The following is a 17389-nucleotide window of genomic DNA, read 5'->3' as shown; positions in this document are numbered from 1 at the left end:
GGCCCGCAATACACGCCAACTGCCCTTTTTAGGTTGAACGATATGGAAGATTATTACTTGGCCGCCGGCGTGTTGGTACGCGTACGCAAAGGTGAAGAACGCGTTTATTCATTAGATGAGGTGCAGGGATGATTAGCGCGGCAGGACTTTAACCCAGAAAGGTAGCGGATGTGAGAGCTTGACCGGCAGGTTAGCCTCCAGAAAAGCCAGAATTCTATCGGTATCTTTAAGCGGGTAGGAGCCGATGATCCGTAAATCCGCAATTTCAGGGTCACAGGTGATGTAGCCTGGTCGGTAACGGCTTAGTTGCAGCAAAAACTCGCTGAGCGGCAAATCGTCGGCGACGATGAAGCCTTCAGTCCAAGCCGGTTTATTCTGGTTGTGTCGGTGTATCGGCTCGATGCGGCTTGACGCAAACTGAACTTGTTGACCTGCAACTAGGGTTTGTTTGGCGGAAATTGCATCGGCTGGTTGGATTTCTACACCATCTTGAAACACCGCAACCTGCGTTAGATTTTTGTATTGGCCGACGCTGAAGCGGGTGCCGAGCGCCTGCACCCTGCCATCCAATGTATCGACGACAAACGGCCGTTTCCAACCAACGGTATCGGGTGCCGTTTCGATGTAAATTTCGCCTTTAACCAACTGCAGCCGGCGCAAATTAACCGAGAAATCGACGTTAACCGCGCTGCCGCTATCCAGAACGACGCTGGAGCCGTCGGCGAGGGTAATGGTTTTACTTTCGCCAAGCGCCGTATGTTGATCGGCCGACCATTCCTGCCAGTAACGGCCGCGAGAAACCTGCCAACCGGACAATCCGGCCATACCCAATAGGGCCATGCTTAACAGCAGGCGTCTTCGATTGAGATCGGGGGCATTAAGCGCTTCGGTTGCGGCGAAGGCCGCTTGTGGCGGCAGCGATTTAAATTTGTCGGTATAAAACTCAACTCTGGCCCAAGCCATTCGGTGATCCGGATGCGAAGCCAACCAGGCTTGCCACTGTGCGGTTTCGTCAGGACGAACGTTGCCGGAGCTCAGAACCATAAACCATTCGGCAGCCTCAGCCACGACGCGGGGATGGATCTTTTGTCGATTTTCGGACGACATCAGCGGTTAGAACTCCACGCTCAGGCATAGCACCATGGCTTGTACCATGTACTTTCTAACCATACGATCGCTGACGCCGAGTTTTTCGGCGATTTCGACGTAGGTAAGTCCATCGATCTGGGACATAAAAAATGCCTTGCGTGCCTTTACCGCTAAGCGATTAAGCAGTCCATCGATTTCTTGTAGCGTTTCCAGAATAATGGCATTTTCTTCCAATGACAGCGAAGTGGCTTCCGGAAGCGCCGACAAGCGTTCCAAATACACTTGTTCAATGGTGGCGCGCCGCCAATGGTTTATCAGTAAATTTTTGGCAATGGTAGCGAGGTAAGGCCTGGGTTCGTCCAAATCCAGTGTGCGACCCGATGCCATCACCCGTACAAAAGTATCGTGCGCATGATCTTCGGCTTGCAAGCGACATTGCACACGCTTATTCAGCCACCCCAGCAGCCAGGAGTGGTGCTCGCGATAAAGCAGGGACAAGGCTTCATTCGTCAGCAATTCCGTCGCCATTAATCACTCCTGTCTACGATTGAAAGATGTGGCTTCAATGCATCATGCGGGCGGTCGATCATAATTTTGCTTGCCTCGCTCCATCCGTAAGATTGCTGATTTTGTCGCCCTCAAGAGAGCTTGTTTTTTACCAAAAGCCTTCCATTCAAGCAAAAACTATTCCACTGCATGTTTCGCGCAGTATTCTGTATTGCGGTTTATTGTTGAAATATACGACTTACATGTAATTCGGCATTGATAACAAATTCTAACCAAGCCGGTATTTCAACAATGTCCTAACTCTAGTTTGTCAGATTTGTTCAAGACCGTCGTGCCCGCCGGGAAGCGGACATCCAGTGCCATGGAGGGCAGGCTTAAATCCGTCCTTGAAAACTGGATTCGTTCCGCGCTCTAACGGATCCGGCCATCCATGCCGGAATGACGATGCTTATTGTGTAAGCAGACCACGTAGCAACGGCCGCCCATCAAGAAACTCTAGGGACCACTGTGTCATATGACTTATTTTGGCGATGAAAAGCATGTGAAAACACGTAACCGCGAGACAAAAATACCAATCGCGGCGAAAGCCCTTCCTACGCCTATCTTTTTCTTTTATTGCCCCCCCTTTAACCACCGTTAGGAACGATTTGTAGAACAGGCTTTTGACGGACCGCGCGACAATCGACTGAATTTTCGGATCGAGAACAGTCGATAGCGGTTGTCAATACGGGATTCCGGACCTGGGCCGGTTTATTAAGTTTTGGGCCTGACTACCGGTTCTACGCAAACTGTACTTCGCGCATGGCTACACTACACAAAAACGCCGATCCCACTGGGATCGGCGATTCGAAAACATACGCTGGAAATGATCCCCGTGTGTCGGCTGAATCAACTTTCCCCGGCTCTGACCTCGAATTCGATTTTCCATTGCTGCTGCTCGCGCCGGGACACGGCGCGCAATTCCAGCGTGCCGACTTCGGTAACCGCCGAGGACAGATAGACCGGCACGATGTCGCCGGCGGCGCGGCCTTCTTCCGGCAGGGTGATTTCGATTTCGTCGAGTTCTTCCAACTCGTCGTCGTGCCAGCTTTCCAGACGGGTGCCGACCTGGTCTTCGCGGCGGGTTTTAGAACCGAAGAAGCGAAAGCGTACCGGTTCGCCGACGATCAAGCCGAATTCGTCGTTGGGCAGGTTTTGCTCGGTGCCCTCTTCCATGCCGAACGGCGCGATGCACAGCGCTTCGATTTCCGGCGCCAAGCCGGGCACCGCCGGCATCGCGCTTTCGACGCCGACATAATAGGCCGCCGCCGTGCCGCCCTTGATGCGCACGCCCTTGCCTTGCCGAACGAAGCCGTAATAAGCCGCGCCGCGCGCCACCGCCAAATCCAGATCGGCGCCTTGCAGCAAGCGCGCTTCCGGGGCTTGTTCGACTTGCAGCCAGCCGTTCAGGATTTGCATCAGGCGATCGGCCAACACGCTGGCCTTCAACACCCCCCCGTTGAACAGCACGGCGGTCGGATGCAAAAAGCTGGCATGCTCGGGCAGATTCACCGCCTGGAATTCCTCGGTCGCCTGGCGTTGGCGTGCCAAAAACGCCGCCAGATGGCGAGTAATGCCCGCGTCTTGCGCGTACGGCAGACCAGCGCTACGCAGACCGCTACGCGGCCGACTGACCGGCTTGTCACCGGCTTGGGCATTGGGCAAAAAGCCTTCGACCAAGACCCGATTGAGTTCGTCGCGGGTCAGTTCGGTCCGCAAAGTACCGCCAATCAGTGACGATCCCCGGCTGGCGACCACCAGCGGCATGCTGCCGAGTTCGGGCTGATTGAACAGCTTTTCCTTGGCCTCGCGGCAACCGTGCGTTAGGGACTGCACCTGCCAGGATTCCAGCTTCTTGCCGCTGTCCTGTTCCAGCTTGGCCTTAACGGTATAGGCCAGCGCGAGGTCCATGTTGTCGCCACCCAGCAGGATGTGGTCGCCGACCGCGACGCGGGTCAATTGCAGATTGCCGTCCTGCTCGGTCACCGCGATCAGCGACAAGTCGGTGGTGCCGCCGCCAACATCGACGACCAAAATCACATCGCCGACATTGACGTGGTTGCGCCAATCGCCTTCGCTGTTTTCGATCCAGCTATACAGCGCGGCTTGCGGTTCTTCCAGCAGCACGGCTTGGCCCAAGCCGACCGAACGCGCCGCTTCGACAGTCAATTCTCGCGCCGCCGGGTCGAACGAGGCCGGCACGGTGATGGTCAAATCCTGATATTCCAGGCGATCTTCCGGAAAGCGATGATTCCAGGCATCGCGCAAATGTTGCAGATAGGCCTGGGTCGCGGCGAACGGCGAGATGCGCTCGATCTCGTCCGGCGCCTCGGCCGGCAGAATCGGCTGTTTGCAGTCCACGCCGGCATGGCACAGCCAACTCTTGGCGCTGGCGACCAGCCGGATCGGCGTTTTACTACCCAGATTGCGGGCGATTTCGCCGACCAGTTTGTCCGGCTTGGCGGTCCACGGCAACGTTGTCGAGCCTTCCGCCAATTCGGCCGAATGCGCCAGATAGGTAAACGAGGCCAGTTGCGCTTTGTCCTCGATCTGGCCCGGCCCGGTCAACTGCGGGATCGCAAATACTTCGATCGCCACCTGATCGTCGCCGGCCTGCAAATCGACATAGGACAGCACGCAGTGAGTGGTACCCAAGTCGATACCGACCGAATAACGGGCACTCATAATTCCACCTCGGCCGGCGCGACGATTTTGGCGTTATGGCCTTCGGTCAGTTTGGGCAGGCGCAAATCGGTAACTTGCCAGCCTTTGTGCACCAAAGTACCGGTGAACGGCGCCTGGCCGACGATATTGCCGGTCAAGCGGAACGACGCGGCGTCGAAGCCGGGATTCAAGGTGACGCGGTTGCCTTCGGCATCCGAACTGACCGGCGCCAGCGTGAAATGCTCGTTGATCGCCTTGACGCAACCTTGATGCACCACCCGCGCCGCCGCGCCGATGTCGGCGTCGGAAAACGCGCTGACGTCTTCCTTGATGAAGTCGATGAAGCGCGCTTCTTTCTGCAACAGGCTCAACAATTGCAAAGCCGCATCAGGAGTGGCTTCCTTCAAGATCACCGGCTCCGGCGCGGGGGCCTGGACAATTTTTTCGACTTCGACGATTTTCTCGACGATCTTGATCTCGGGTTGCGCCGCCGGCATTGGCGGCGCCGGCGCGGCCACCGGTTCGGATTTTTTGCAGCGGCGCAGACCCAGCAACACCGAAATCAAAACGGCGATCAAGATCAAGGCCAGCACCGCGGCGGTGCCGGCCAGACAAACGTGCCACAAATCGAACGTAGTCGGGCGTAGCGATAAATCGATGGTATAGGTGTTCATGGTGTAAGGCTTGGTTGAGAACAAGCCGCCGGAGGCGGCAATCGCGGCGGCCGGCCGCCGCACGGATTATCAGGGTTGAGCGCCGGCTTTTTTGGCGGCTTCGAGGTACATCAATTCTTGCAACATATTGCGGGTGGTCTGGATACGCAGTTTTTTCAAGTGCCGGTCGGCCACGACGCCCGGCACGCCGACGTCGGTGTAGACCTTACGCATGTCGCCCAACGTCGGCTCGCAGTATTTGGCGATCGCGTCGGTGGCGTTGCGGCTTTCCAGTTTTTGGTTTTCCGGCTTGCGCATCTCGTCGACGACGCACTTTTTATATTTGAATTGCGCTTGCTGGATTTTTTGGATGGTGTCTTCGCTGAGCGAGGTTTCGTTCCACTCGTCCTTGGCGGATTCTTCGGCGGCGGCGCAATTCGCGGTCAACAGCAACGCGATCAACAGATATTTCATGGTTTGGCTCCTGGCTTGAAAGTTTTTAGCCGGGATTTTACGCGATGGCGGCGAGATTGAACAATTGATGATGGACCGCGAACCGGCGCCGGCGCGTTGACGGACGAACAGTTCGCCGTTAAATTCCGATGCCGAGCGCGGGTACGATACCGAGAAAATCGCGCTAGAGTGCCGGTATCCGGTTCCAGGCCACCGGAAAACCAAGACCGCACAAGACGCGACGACTGTTTCGAATATCGCCCGCGCTCCGATAAAGCCGGGCAGAGTCAGCAGGCGCCCTCACCCACGCTACCGCAAAGATTTTGGATGATCCTCGGGGCGGGCCAAGAATTAAACTACGTTGATTACGCCAAGCCGCTCCGGCAATTCCCGAATCCCGCAGACACAAAAAAGGGGCCGAAACGGCCCCTTTTTCGCTCGCGGCACAGCGCGCTTATTTGACGGCGGCGGCGATGTCGTTGAAGGCCTCGACACGTTGTTTGCCGGCGTTGGCCAATTCGATACCGTTATCGACCACCAATTTGATCAAACCCGGCGTGCTGTAGACGATTTTACCCAGATAAGCGACCAAGGGCACCGCGACGACAGCGCCGAACAAGCTACCGATACCCAAAACACCTAACAATTTGGTGATCAGCACCACAATGTCCAGCGGCAACAAAATCATCGTGCCGAAATAGACCAGTACGATAAACGTAAACAATACGAACACGACGAACTGGACCAGCCTGACCAAAGCAACATTTAGGTTTTTCATGGTTTTCAATGTCTCGAATGAATAAAGAATCGGTAAGCGCCGACAACCGGCCTGATTCGGCCGGCGGACCAGCCTTGAACGCCGAGATTATAAAATAAAACCCCTACGGAATCCTCAACTTTTTGGCTGAAAGTCGCGCCGTCATTCGGCCGGCGGACTCAATTCGCGCCGATGCGCCGGCTTGTCGATGAAAAACGGATGCAACAAGGCACCGACCGCGAAACCGCCCAAATGCGCCCACCAGGCGGAATCGACCGCGACGTTGTCGAACATCGCGGCGGTGAACACGTCGCCCACTTGTACGATCACCCAAAAACCCAAAAAGGCGATGGCCGGCACCTGAAAAAACAAGGGATAGAACAATATCGGCACCATAATCACGACGGTCGCATACGGAAACCTCACGAAATAGGCCCCCAGTACCCCTGCAATCGCCCCGGACGCGCCGACCACCGGTATCGCGATATTCGGATAAAAATACCACTGCGTGACCGTCGCTAGCAATCCGGACACGAGATAGAACGCCAGGAAGCGCCAGTGCCCCATCAAGTCCTCGATGTTATCGGCGAATATCCACAAGAACACCATGTTCATCAGCAAGTGCAGAAAACCGCCGTGCAGAAACAAACTGGTCAAAAACGACAAATAATGATCCGGCGGCAAGCCGAAGGCATACGCCCAATCCGGATTCGAGTAGCGGATCGGTACCATGCCGTAAAGATAGACAAAGTGTTGACCGACCTCGTCCGGCATGAACAGCATCGCGACATAGACCGCCGTGCAAACCGCCATGACGGCCCACGTCACGTAGGGCTTGGTTTGGCAAGGTATCGAATCTCGAATGGGTATCATGGTCTGGCCTCTTGAATAATCGGAATCATGTCGCAGTCCGCAACGGGATGGGCGCCGATGCCCACTTTCGAACGCTACGCCGATGCCGCCAGCGTATTTTAAACACTTCGGCAAATAGCCCGGCGCTTGGTTCCGCCGCTTGGACCGTTCCCGAATCGCCGCCAATAACGGGCGCATCGACGCCGACATAAGCTTAGTCGCTCGGGATGTTTAACGCCGCAACTGGATATGCCGGGGCGACGCGGCGGTTTCAGGTTCGTACGCTAGTTTGCCAGGAATTTGGCAACTTGCTTGGCCTAGCGATCTTGAGCAGCCAAAAACCGCCCGCTCAGCGGGTCGAGGGGATCGAGGGGAACTTAGGCGAAAGCCGGAAACACGCTTACCGAGCGGTGCGTTCCGGCAATCGAGTCAGCCGCTGTCGAATTGCGGAACGCCGTTTTTGCAACCAGCGAATCAAACCGGTGACAAACAACACTGGGCAGGCCAGACCGGTAACAAACACCAGAATCCGCCCGGTAATGCCGAAAGCCTGTCCGGAATGCAAGGGCCATTGCCAATGGGTCAAGATTTCGCCGGCCGTGGCGGTCGGCGGGCTGGGGTCGTCCCGATCCAAAATGACGCCGGAGTAGCGGTCGATCACGGTGCAGCGGCGTTGCAAGAGACTTCCGGGCGCATCCACGCCATCCTGGCAGACGGTGTAGGTTTGAGCGGGATTCGGCGCGCCGTAAATCCAGTGCGGCCGACCTTGCGGATATTGTTGCACGGCGATTGCCACCGCTTGATCCATGCCGATGGCCGGCGCATTCGGATAAGGCGGCTTGGACTCGAACCAATAGCGATAAGTCGCCGGCGAAAACAATTCCAGCACCGGCACCACGTGATGCGGCAACACCATGTAAACCCCGGAGAACAGTACCGGCAGCATCACCAGCAACGTGTAAAAACCGCTGGTTTTGTGCAGGTCGTAATTGAAACGCACCTTACCGGCGCCGCGCTTGAAGGTCAGCGCGTTACGCCACTGCCCGGTCAGCGGCCACCAGACGATCAGACCGGTCAGCGTCGAAATCATTAGCAACGCCGCCGAGAGGCCGACGACCACCCTGCTGATGTCTTTCGACGGAATCAGCAGCGCGTAATGCAACTCGAACATCAAATCGATGAAAGTGGCCGGCAGCCATTCATCCGAGCGGTGTTGGAGAAATTTTCCGGTTACTTCAGCCGAATAGGGATTCACGCCGACCAACCACTGCTCTTGAACAGTGGCGGATATCGGTACAACAAAACGCAGCTTGAATGCCGCCTCCCGATTGCGCGGATAATAGGCGAAAGCGTGCTTCGCCGTGGCCGGCATCACCGAGTTGCCGGCCGCGAAAATCTCCGCCAACGGGCGATATTGCGTATTCGCCGGTTGCTCGACCACCAATACCTTCGGATACAGCCATTCCTCGATCTCCGGGTAAAACACCAAAATGCTTCCGGTAACGCCATAGATCGACAGCAAAACCCCCAGTACCAAACCCAGACACAAATGCACTCTCAACCAGAACTTGCGTCGAGCCTTGAGCCTCGACAAATTACGATCGCCAATCAGCGACGCGATCGAGACCACTTTCTCGGGTAAGTGTAGAAGTGAGTAGCTCCGTCGCTTCATCGAATAACCGAACCTTAGAACTCCAAACGGATCGAACCCATGAAATTGCGCGGCGCGCCAGGCTGAGTCAAATAGCCGTTGAATGCGGATGTTTCGTAAATCGTTTTATCCAGCAAATTGTTGACGTTCAACTGCGCGGTTACTTTAGATTTGCCGATTTCCCAAGAATATCCAAGCAACGCATCGACTCGGACATAGCCCGGCATTTGCCAGTTATTCCGATTATTGCCTTGGCGCTCACCAACCAGATACGCACCGGCCCCCACGTTCAGACCGTGTAATGTCGAATCTTGAAACGCATATTTGGCCCAGAAGCTGCCCGAATTCGCCGGAACGTTCCAAAGCTTGTGCCCTAGATTCCCGCTGTTGTCCTGAGTGATGGTCGCATCGGTATAGGCATAGGTCGCGATCAAATTCAAGCCGTCGGTAACCTGCCCTGACACATCTACTTCTATACCACGACTTCGAGCTTCGCCGGTTTGGACGGAAAACCGGGTATTTACCGGATCCGGCGTTGCAATGTTTTGTTTGGTCAATTCGTAAAAGGCAACGGTGGTCAGCAACCGCTTATCGAACCATTCGGTTTTAAATCCAACCTCGTGCTGCTGCGCGGTTTCGGCATCCAGCGGTTTGCCGTTCGAAGCCAACGCGCTATTCGCCCCGCCCAGAGATTCCACGTAATTTCCGTACAGCGACAGCCACGGCCAGGGTTGATAAACCAAGCCCACGCGCGGACTAAACGCCTCATTCTGAACCTCAGTCTCGCTGCTTCTGGCCGCTTCGATGGAAGTCGAGGCCGCTCCGCTGACGCGCGTCGCCCAATCGTAGCGTCCACCGCCCATGATATGCAGCTTATCGAACAGCGTAATTTGATCCTGAAAGTAGGCACCGTACCAATATTGTTCCAATGTACTGAAACTATTGAAACCCTGGCTTGCAGCGGATGGTACCTGACCATAAACGGGGTTAAAAATATCGACCACCGGCCTAAGGCTGGCCGGCGCGGGGGCACCAAAAAATCCCTGCCCTTCGAAATCCTCCCAAAAGTAATCGAATCCCGCCAATACTCGGTGCTCAGTGCCTAACAGCTTGAATTTGCCAGTGAGATCAATGTTGGTCGCAACGGTATCGGTAATATCGATCGGCCTATCGGTGACATTTCTAATTGCCGTGCGATTATTGACGGGACTGACCGGTCCCGGAAAAAAGGATGAATTATTGATTTGGTAATCCAGCTTGTAGTAATGAAAGCGATGCTGGATTTTCCAATTGTCGTTGAATTGATGCGACCAATCGAACCCGATCAAAAACTTGTCGAATACCGACTTTTCATTATCCGACCCAAAACCGTAGTAACGGCTGATCGGCACGTTGGCGGGACGATTGCCCAGAACAGGCAATCCGGTATAGCTGGTACGAGTGTCGTAGAGATATTCCAGATTCAAATTGATTTCAGTACGGTAGCTGGGCTTCCATGTAATGGACGGAGCGAAAAACACCCGTTCCTGATCCATTTTCTCGACAAAAAAGTCATTATTCTGGTAGGCCAAATTAACTCTATACAACAAAGAATGGTCTTGATTGATCGGCCCGGTCGCGTCTGCGGTGGTACGGAACATATCGTACGAACCGAACTGCTGCTCCAATGCGTAATACGGGGTATCCAGCGGTTTTTTTGTAACAATGTTGATCAATCCACCCGGCTCGATGCGGCCATACACCGCCGCAGCCGGACCTTTCAGAACTTCTAATCGCTCCAGATCAGCGACCTCTTGCACTGCGCGCCGGATACGCAGACCGTTGCGATAAACCGTGGTGGCGCCATCGGTTTGGAAACCACGTAACTGAAAGCCTTCATACATGGGATCGGTGGCCCAATTTATGCCGCTGACATTTTTGAGCGCGTCCTTGATTCGAATCGCCTGCTGATCTTTCAATATCTGCTTGGGAATAACTTGTACCGACATCGGTAACTCCATAATCGACGTATCGGTTTTCGTGGCGGCACTGGTATTAGGCAGGCGATAGTCCGAATTAAAGGGGTCATTGGGGTCGGTCATCGTTTTTCCCAGTACCGTCACGTTGGGCAAAGTTGTCGGACCGACCGCCGATTGTGGTTCGACGGGTCTTTCCAGTTTTTCCAACGTCACGGTCCCATCACCGGCGCTTTTGGCGACAAGGCCTGTGCCCATCAACAAATTTTGCAAGGCCTGTCGCGGCGTGTAACGCCCTTGCACCGCATTACCGCGCAAATTTCCGGTTAGTTGCGAACTGAAAAACACCTTGACGCCGCTGGTTTCCGAAAACTGCAGTAAGGCATCGGCCAACGGCGCGGCCAGAATCGCAAAATCGATTTCAGCCTCGGCCGCGCACAATGGGCTAGCCGTCAGCGTGGCGGCAAACAGTGACAAACAAAATGGATTGATCGGAGATAAACGGCGGTTCATCGGGCCTCCTGGCGTCGGTTACGAAAGTCGCGGATCGCCGATAGCGAATGCTGCTTCGGACAATCCGTGCGGGTTCGTAAGCAAAGACGACCGGGCCGGCAGGTTTTATAACCTCATTGCAAAAAAATATTTTTCGGCAGAAAAAAGCGTTGGTTTGCAAAAGCCAAAGGTGCAACCATCGCTGAGCGCGGACCATGGCCGTAAAAGAATAGTTGTCGGAGGGGCTTTAGCCGCGACTCAAGACCGCTTGAACCTGGATAAGCTGTCGGTCGCCGCTAAAGCGCCTCCCGCGGCTAGCCTCAATGCGAGTTAACGAGAGTGCCGTGCTCAACGGCGGTTTCCGATTGCCCCCACCATGCTCGAGCGACGAGACTGCTCATCTGCGCCGCAAAATCACCAAAGCGTCGGTCAGCCGCCATTCGGCGACGGCCAAGGTTTTCTCGATGACGGCCAGCGCCGCTTCAGTGTCGTTGGCGTCGAACACGCCGGTCACTCGATGCCGGGCCAAATCGGGGTCTGCGATGACGATCCGACCGGGACGGTAGCGGTTCAAGTCGTCGATCACGGCTTGCAGCGCTTGTTCCTTAAACACCAGGCGCCGCTCCCGCCAGGCGCCGACTTGCTTCAGATTCACGCTTTCCGGCCGGCCGGCCTTGCCGCCGACCGACTCGACACGCTGGCCTTCCGGTAGGCTTTCCACGGTTTCGCCATCGGCGAACGCGACCCGCACGCTGTGTTCGTAAACCGTGACCGCCAGATCGTCCCGCCAATGTTTAACGTCGAACGCGGTACCCAAGGCCCTGACCCGGCCGCCGCTGCTCACTACTTCGAAAGGCCTTCCTGCGTCGGCGGCAACCTTGAAGTAGGCCTCGCCGCCGTGCAAGCGAATCACTCGTTGGGTTTCGGAAAAATCCACCGACAATGACGAGCCGGTATTCAGAATTACCGTCGAGCCGTCGCTGAGTTGAATCCGGCGCTGCTCGCCGGTGCCCGTGCGGAAATCGGCCAACCAACCGGCAGCCATCGCCCAACTCAAGCACGCGGCCAGTACCAGACAGGCGGCCATCGGCACCAGCCAGGAATGCCGGCGTCGCGCCGGCCGGTCGGCGACTTCAAGCCGCGCGCCGGTTGCGCCGCGTAGCGCCGCTTGGACGTCAACGATCTGCGCCGGATCGATGCGTTCTATTCGGCCGAAAAACGCCTCGGCCCGTCGCCAGGCTTCCCGGTTGTCGGCACTCGCCGCCAACCAAGCTTGCCAGCACCGTTCCTGCTCGCCGTCGTAAAACGGCGAGTCGCGCAACGCCAGCCAATACTCGGCTTGTTCGTCGGGGTTGCCTTGAGGAAATGGCGGAATGGGAGAATTCATCGCTAGGGCCGGTCTGCTGTTGGTGCGAGTAGCGGATTATAAAGCCACGATAGGGTAAGGGCTGCCGCGCTGGACGCCATCGACAGCCAAATCAATCCAACTCGCCGACCGTCCGCCGGCAATGGCGCATGGCCTGGGTCAAATACTTGAAAATCATCGTCTGCGAGATTCCCAATTTTTGTTCGACTTCCGCATAGCTGCAATGTTGGATTTTTAGTAAGACGAACACTTCCCGGCACTTGGGCGACAATTCGTCCAGCGCGGCAATCAAGCGTTCCAGTTGTTGTTGCGACATCACGGTACGTTCGGCGGAGACTGATGCCGGCTCGCCGCCGTCGCTCTCCGCGCCCTCCCCAACCTCGCGGTCCCACCCGGCGTGGCGCTGGTGGCTGCGCAAATAATCGGTGGCCAAATTGGCGGCGATGCGAAAAATGAAAGCGCGCGGATTATCGATGCGATCCTTACCGCCGTAACCGGCGTAGCGAATAAAGGTTTCCTGGAAAATATCCTGAGCGGCGTCCGTGCAACGGATGCGTTGCGCCAGAAAGCGTAGCAATTCGCGGCGATGCTTATGCATCAGATCGGCAATGTCGTCGGCGGTCAGTTCAAGCATTGAGAGGATAGAAGTGGGGCGGTCATGGTGTGGCATTTAGCCAGCAAAATTTACGCCGAAACTTGCCGAACAACGATGTTCAGCTCAGCAGCTTGGCTGGAAACCGCGCCACATCCGCTCCGCCCAAAGAAGAACTTGGCATCGCCCCATCCTATCGGCGCGCATTCGCCGGTAGCCACCGGGATCGCCAGAATTTAAACAATGTTATTTCACGCAATCCTAGCCCTAAGTTTCGCTTTCGCGGATTTACGCTTTTGCAACCAGCGAATCAAGCCGGTCGCGAATAACAAGGGACAAAGCAAACCGGTCACGAACACCAGAATCCGACCGGTCCAGCCAAACACCCGGCCGGAATGCAAGGGCCATTGCCACAGCATGAAAACGTCCCCGGCGCTACCGTGCTCGGCATCCTGAACCTGTAGCAACGCGCCGCTAGCCGGGTCGAAAACCAGACAGCGGTCGTTCATAACCTTGTATCGCAAGGATTCGACGTCGCGATAACAGGCTTGAAAACGCCGGTGAGTTCCGCCTTCCCAAGTATAATATTGCGCTACGCCGCCCGGAAAATCGCGCCGGGCGCGCTCGATCGCCAGGTCCAGCGCGCCGGCTTGACCGGGCGAAGCATGCGCCGGAATCGCCGGCTCGGGACTCAGTTCGGAAAACTGTCCGACCAGCCAGCGAAACTGCTCCGGCAAATTGAAGTAAATGCCGGATACCAGCAAGGCCAGCATGACCGCCAGGCTATAAAAGCCGGCACTTTGGTGCAGGTCGTGATTGAAGCGTTCGCGACTGGCCCGCCGCTTAATCGTCAAGACCCGCCGCCATTTTCCGGTCAATGGCCACCACAAAATCAGGCCGGACAAAACCGAAACCAAAAACAGTACGCCGAATATCCCGATCACCGTCACGCCGGTATCCCCCAACAGCAAGGCATAATGCAGCTTGAAGAAAAACCCCATCAAGCTGTGTTTCAGCGGATTGCTGGCGTGATAAAACACCCGCCGTCCGGCCGGCTCAGCCGTGTAGGGGTCGATGGCGATATTCAACGATTGCGCGGATTCGGGCGATTGGCTGCCGCTCGGGTAATAAAAACCGAACACGTAATTGCCGTTGGCCGCGGTAGGCGCGTCGGCCCAAGCCGACTCCCAAGCCGGCGGCGCGACGCGCTCGGCCGCCGCGAATATCGAGTCCAGGGACTGGTGATCGCCGCCGGCGCGCGCCGAAACGTACAATGCTGGATTCAGCGCCCGGTCGATTTCCTGCCAAAATACCAGGACCGAGCCGGTCAAGCCGATCAACGCCAAAAACAAACCCAGACTCAAACCCAGCCAAAGATGGACTTTCAGCCAGAGTTTGCGGCGGGCCTTGAGCCCATCCAAACGCGCGGTTCTTTTGGCGTTGGCATTGACTGGAGCGGCGGTAACGGCGGATGCGGGTGAGTTCATGATTTTATAGTCCTTTCGCGCGGCAAGCTTATACTGATAAGACGTTTTTAACTTGGGTTTTACCTACCGCTAAACCAATAAATCCCTGCTCCCGTTTGTTGTCGGCCGGCCGCCGCATACGAACAAACGACCGCCCTCCCCCAGTTAATACGACCGTTATTAATCAAGCCAGGTCTCAGTACTCAACCTTCAGCGAGCCCAGTATCGTGGTCGGTTCGCCGGGCATCGCGTCAAAGCGCGGATTCCCGAATTCGTCGGCATAGGCATAGTAACGCTTGTCGAGAATGTTGTTGACGTTGACCTGCGCCGTCATCCTAGACTTGCCGAGCGTCCATTGGTAAGCCGCCATCGCGTCCCAGCGCACGTAGCCCGGCAATTGCCAGTTGTTGGCCGCGTTGGCTTGGCGCTTGCCGACCAGATAGGCGCCGGTGCCGACTTTAAAACCGTCCGTCACTTGGTAGCTGGTCCATAAATTGGCGGAATGTTCCGGGGAGTTCGGCAAGCGCTTGCCGACCAGTGGCGCATCACCGAATTGGCCATTGTCTTGCAAATACCGGGCGTCCGTGTAGGCATAGCTGCCGATGACTTTCCATCGGTCGGTCAATTCGCCGGAGAAATCGAATTCCAAACCGTGGCTGCGGGCCACGCCCACCGCGATTTGGTCAGACGGGTCGGGGGTGGAACTGTCGTCGGTAAGCGCATTGCGCTTGGTCAACTCATATGCGGCAAGCGATGCGGTCAGACGTCCGTCAAAAAACTCGGTTTTGATTCCGCCTTCGAATTGTTCGGCAAGTTCGGCCGGCAAGGGCAAGCCGGCGGCTGATCGGCCATTGGACGCACCCAAAGCCTCGGTCCAATTAGCAAACAAGGAAAGCCATTTAACGGGTTGATAAACCAAGCCCAGGCGCGGGCTGAATTTTTCCGCCGCTACTGCGGTGGCCTCCGGCATCGCCGAGTTAGAGAATCCCGCGATTGCGGTAGACCAATCGTGCCGTCCATTAAACAAAAAATGCAGATTTTTGGTTAGAGCGACCTGATCCTGAAAATATAACCCGAACCATTCTTGATTTTCGATAACGAAATTGTTTTTAGCCAAGTCGTTTGGAAGCTTGACGTTGCCGTATACCGGATTAAAGATATCGATTGCGGGAATAAAAGCCGCGCCAGGCAGAAAGGTCACCCCCCGACTTTCCTCAAAGCGATAGTAATCGAAACCAAGCAGCACGTTGTGGCCAATGCCGAAGGTATCGAACTTACCGTTGAGATTTAAATCTTGGGTATAGGTGGCCCGTTCGGTCAAACCGTAAAACAGACCGCGATTGACAGTCCGGTTATCGGCTTCCATGGAAATCGGCACGATGTTACGGTTAAAGGTATCGAGCATGTTCACCGCGAAGCGCTGTTGAATCTTCCAGTCGTCATTAAAATGGTAGGTCCAACTTAAGTGACCCAGATGGCTTTCGGCTTGCTGCGAAGAGAAACTCGGTTCGCCAAGAAAACGGCTGATCGGCACGTTGGCCGGCCGGTTGCCTACCGCCGCGACTCCCCTATCCCCGATAATATTGTCCTTTTTGTATTCATAACCCAGGTTGATTTCAAACGCGTCGTTCGGCTTCCAAGTCAGTTGCGGCGCCACGAACACCCGATCCCTGCCGACGAAATCCCGAAAGGAATTGGCATCCATATACGAAAAATTCATTCGGTAAGCCAGCGTTTTATCGTCGTTAAGCGCACCGGTGGCATCCAGCGTGGTGCGGTACAAATCGTAAGAACCGAATTGCTGGCCGATCGAATAATACGGCGTGAACAACGGCTTTTTGGTGACCATGTTGACCAGACCGCCCGGCGCGCTGCGGCCGAACAAAGTTGACGGCGGACCTTTGAAGATCTCGATTTGGTCCAGGTTAGCCGTTTCGAAGGATTGCAATGCCAGGCGCAGACCGTCGCGATAAACATTGAACGACGGCGTCGTAAAGCCGCGGATCATGAAGTTGTCGAACAGCACGCCCAACTGCCTGGGAGCCTGCACGCCGCTAACGTTCTTGGTGGCTTCGTCCAGCCGGATGGCTTGTTGATCGTCCAGCACCGCGCGCGGCACTACTTGAATCGATGTTGGCGTTTCCATCAGCGGCGTGTCGGTTTTGGTCGCGGTCGACGCCGTGCGCCGATGGTAGTCCGGATTATAGGGATCGCTACTCAAGTAAGCCGCCTGCCCGGTCACCGTCACGCTGGGCAAGGTTGGCGTGGTCGCCGAGGACCCCGGCTTTGGCGGCTCCGCCGTGCTTTCCAGCGTGATCGTGCCGTTGGCGGTAGTTTTGGCGCTGATCCCGGTGCCGGTTAACAATTTTTCCAGGGCTTGTCGCGGGGACCATTTTCCGGAAACGCCGGGCGAATGCAGGCCGCTGGTCAAACCGGCCGGGTAGCTGAGCTGGACGTTCCCGACGTCGGCGTAGGCGTTCAGCGCGCTGCTCAGCGCTTGCGGAGGTATGTCGTAGTCCAGCGTCTGCTCGGCGGCGATGGCGACCGGCGAGGTCAGCGCCGCCGCGATGGCCAGCGCCAACGAGATGCCGAAATTCGCGGTGATAGGACGAAAAGTCGGAATTGCCATGCGTGTCTCCTGATGTAGTCGAAAGATCCTCGAAAACCTCGAGGTTGACAGGAAGACGGGCGGCGACGAGTTTCCCTCAGGTCGCGCAAACAGTTTCTCGGTGATTTCTATTTACGCCGGAGCGGCGCGCGGCGTATTTGCGGCAAGTAACGGCCCGGCCAAATTCCGCGCCATCGATCGCGGCCGAAGCCGCGCCTTCCAGACGGCGGCTTCCCAGGCCGCCG

At 56.2% G+C, this 17389-nt stretch carries 13 protein-coding genes; all 13 read right to left on the bottom strand.

Features of this window, described 5'->3' with window-relative positions; translation table 11 throughout:
- Positions 1-132: 132 nt before the first annotated feature.
- The 13 genes from ACQE3E_RS08350 to ACQE3E_RS08290 all read right to left on the bottom strand — a co-directional run bounded on the left by ACQE3E_RS08350 (position 133) and on the right by ACQE3E_RS08290 (position 17165).
- Entirely contained in the window at positions 133-1107 is a 975-nt protein-coding gene (locus tag ACQE3E_RS08350; protein ID WP_427501509.1) for a FecR domain-containing protein, read from the bottom strand.
- A 6-nt stretch (positions 1108-1113) separates the two neighbouring features.
- Complete coding sequence (locus ACQE3E_RS08345; protein WP_427501508.1) at positions 1114-1617, bottom strand: sigma-70 family RNA polymerase sigma factor; 504 nt, start codon at positions 1615-1617, stop codon at positions 1114-1116.
- Positions 1618-2484: 867 nt separating this feature from the next.
- On the bottom strand, positions 2485-4320 hold the full coding sequence (locus ACQE3E_RS08340; protein WP_313728423.1) for an Hsp70 family protein: 1836 nt from the start codon (positions 4318-4320) through the stop codon (positions 2485-2487).
- Entirely contained in the window at positions 4317-4973 is a 657-nt protein-coding gene (locus ACQE3E_RS08335; protein ID WP_313728424.1) for a DUF2760 domain-containing protein, read from the bottom strand. The genes ACQE3E_RS08340 and ACQE3E_RS08335 overlap by 4 nt, the downstream gene beginning before the upstream one ends.
- Positions 4974-5042: 69 nt before the next feature.
- On the bottom strand, positions 5043-5426 hold the full coding sequence (locus ACQE3E_RS08330; RefSeq protein ID WP_168032311.1) for a hypothetical protein: 384 nt from the start codon (positions 5424-5426) through the stop codon (positions 5043-5045).
- 433 nt (positions 5427-5859) lie between these two features.
- The gene (locus ACQE3E_RS08325; protein WP_064030588.1) at positions 5860-6183 is read right to left on the bottom strand and encodes a hypothetical protein; all 324 of its coding nucleotides are present in this window, start codon (positions 6181-6183) and stop codon (positions 5860-5862) included.
- 141 nt (positions 6184-6324) lie between these two features.
- Complete coding sequence (locus ACQE3E_RS08320; protein WP_064030597.1) at positions 6325-7035, bottom strand: rhomboid family intramembrane serine protease; 711 nt, start codon at positions 7033-7035, stop codon at positions 6325-6327.
- A gap of 379 nt (positions 7036-7414) precedes the next feature.
- Positions 7415-8686: a PepSY-associated TM helix domain-containing protein gene (locus tag ACQE3E_RS08315; RefSeq protein ID WP_427501507.1), complete on the bottom strand. Its 1272-nt coding sequence runs from the start codon at positions 8684-8686 to the stop codon at positions 7415-7417.
- 14 nt (positions 8687-8700) lie between these two features.
- Positions 8701-11133, bottom strand: coding sequence for a TonB-dependent siderophore receptor (locus tag ACQE3E_RS08310; RefSeq protein ID WP_313728426.1), 2433 nt, complete (start codon positions 11131-11133; stop codon positions 8701-8703).
- Positions 11134-11509: 376 nt separating this feature from the next.
- The gene (locus tag ACQE3E_RS08305) at positions 11510-12499 is read right to left on the bottom strand and encodes a FecR family protein (RefSeq protein WP_313728427.1); all 990 of its coding nucleotides are present in this window, start codon (positions 12497-12499) and stop codon (positions 11510-11512) included.
- Between the two features lie 91 nt (positions 12500-12590).
- On the bottom strand, positions 12591-13112 hold the full coding sequence (locus ACQE3E_RS08300) for an RNA polymerase sigma factor (RefSeq protein WP_313728428.1): 522 nt from the start codon (positions 13110-13112) through the stop codon (positions 12591-12593).
- 209 nt (positions 13113-13321) lie between these two features.
- Entirely contained in the window at positions 13322-14557 is a 1236-nt protein-coding gene (locus tag ACQE3E_RS08295) for a PepSY-associated TM helix domain-containing protein (RefSeq protein ID WP_427501506.1), read from the bottom strand.
- A 175-nt stretch (positions 14558-14732) separates the two neighbouring features.
- Positions 14733-17165, bottom strand: a complete 2433-nt coding sequence (locus ACQE3E_RS08290) for a TonB-dependent siderophore receptor (protein ID WP_427501505.1) — start codon at positions 17163-17165, stop codon at positions 14733-14735.
- Positions 17166-17389 lie beyond the last annotated feature (224 nt).

This window comes from Methylomonas sp. MED-D (assembly GCF_050276835.1).
Lineage (GTDB): Bacteria > Pseudomonadota > Gammaproteobacteria > Methylococcales > Methylomonadaceae > Methylomonas > Methylomonas koyamae_A.
The sequence above is the reverse complement of the archived record's forward strand: the minus strand, read 5'-3'. Positions and strand labels throughout refer to the sequence as shown.